2 protein-coding genes are annotated in these 1,365 nt (G+C 56.7%); both read left to right on the top strand.

The features are described from left to right. On the top strand, positions 1-848 hold an 848-nt coding region (locus NR101_RS18960; RefSeq protein WP_256777591.1), incomplete at its 5' end, for an RHS repeat-associated core domain-containing protein. Between the two features lie 22 nt (positions 849-870). Beyond that, the gene (locus tag NR101_RS18955) at positions 871-1,095 is read left to right on the top strand and encodes a hypothetical protein (protein ID WP_256777590.1); all 225 of its coding nucleotides are present in this window, start codon (positions 871-873) and stop codon (positions 1,093-1,095) included. Positions 1,096-1,365 lie beyond the last annotated feature (270 nt).

The raw sequence follows: 1,365 nt of genomic DNA, 5'->3' as shown, positions 1-1,365 counted from the left end.
ACGTGCAGCCGGACCACCTGGGCACCCCGCGGGTGGTGATCGATCCCGTCCGTGATGTGGCGATCTGGGAGTGGAGCAGCAAGAGCGAGGTGTTTGGTAATCAGGTGCCCAACGTCGATGCGGACGGGGACGGAGTTGCCTTCGAGTTGGCGCTGCGCTTCCCCGGCCAGCAGGCGACGGACGCCAGTGGGATGTTCTATAACTACCAGCGGGAATACGATCCGGCGGTGGGGCGATACGCGCAGAGTGATCCGATTGGCTTAGCTGGTGGAATCTCGGCTTTCGCTTATGCTGGTGGGGACGCTGTAAGCCTTATCGATCCTTTTGGACTCCACAAGCAGTTGGGATTGGGAGGGTCATTCACCCTTGCAGGTCCGGGCTTGGCCAGCGGTAGCGGTGCGGGTTTGGGGATCTCAATTCCGGAAGATTGGAAGAAGGTGGGCTGCTATCAGCTCTACGGCACTTTTCAGCTAAATGCCATGCTGGGCGGCGGGCTCTACGCTGGCGGCGGAGTGTCCGCGACTGGATCGAAAAGTGGGGGCTCGCTGCCACCGGGCTTGACTACTGGAGTCTATCGATACGCTGAGGTTGCCCTCGGTTGGGGCGGCTCCGTGGGCGGGTCTGTTCAGGGATCCGAGAACTTAGTCGAAGGTAGTGCTGGATGGAATGACTGGACGTGGCTGCGAAAGTTGTTCTCCTCCGATAATGCTGCTAAGGATCAGATCAGTGGAGCTTCTCTTTCCTTTCCTCCGATGGTTGGTGTTGGGTATGGAGCTGTGAGTGGGTCTGGCTACACTGTATCCGGGCAGGTCGCCACCCCTGTTTCGGACAAATGTGGATGTCCTTAACGTGATTAAGTGGGGTTCATTGATGAGTTACTACTACATATATTTCTTTTGGGTGCTTAGAGTTGTTTCATTTATCATGATGATTGGTTACTCAGTGATCGGCTGTTTTGTCATCAGGGATATTATATTCGGCGAGGGTGTTTACGGACTTGGTGCCGCCGTTGCACTGCTGTTTGCTTTCCTTTTTGCAATCGCGATGTGGAAAGTTGGCTCAATTGGCTTGCGCCGGGCGAGGGCGCGGCGTTGACGGAGATTGCGGGTTCTACTTTGGATCATCGGAAGAGCTGACTTAATTTCCAGATTGGTATGTGCGGGATGGCTCGAAATCCATTCGTAGGGCGGGGTTGAAGCGGATGCCTCACTGTGTTGGGAAGGATTCATAAATCGCTCACGGTCGACTGTCGCGGGGTGGGGCTGGGAACGGCTACGACACGCTGGGTCGACTGACCCAGACCAAGGACGGCCACCGACGTGGCGATCGAGACGTATGCCTACGACGCCACCGGCAATCGCACCG

Origin of the sequence: Stenotrophomonas sp. Ste86 (assembly GCF_024519465.1) — a bacterium.
Classification (GTDB): Bacteria; Pseudomonadota; Gammaproteobacteria; order Xanthomonadales; family Xanthomonadaceae; genus Stenotrophomonas.
Note: the sequence above shows the minus strand (reverse complement) of the source record. Positions and strands in the feature narration are given on the sequence as shown.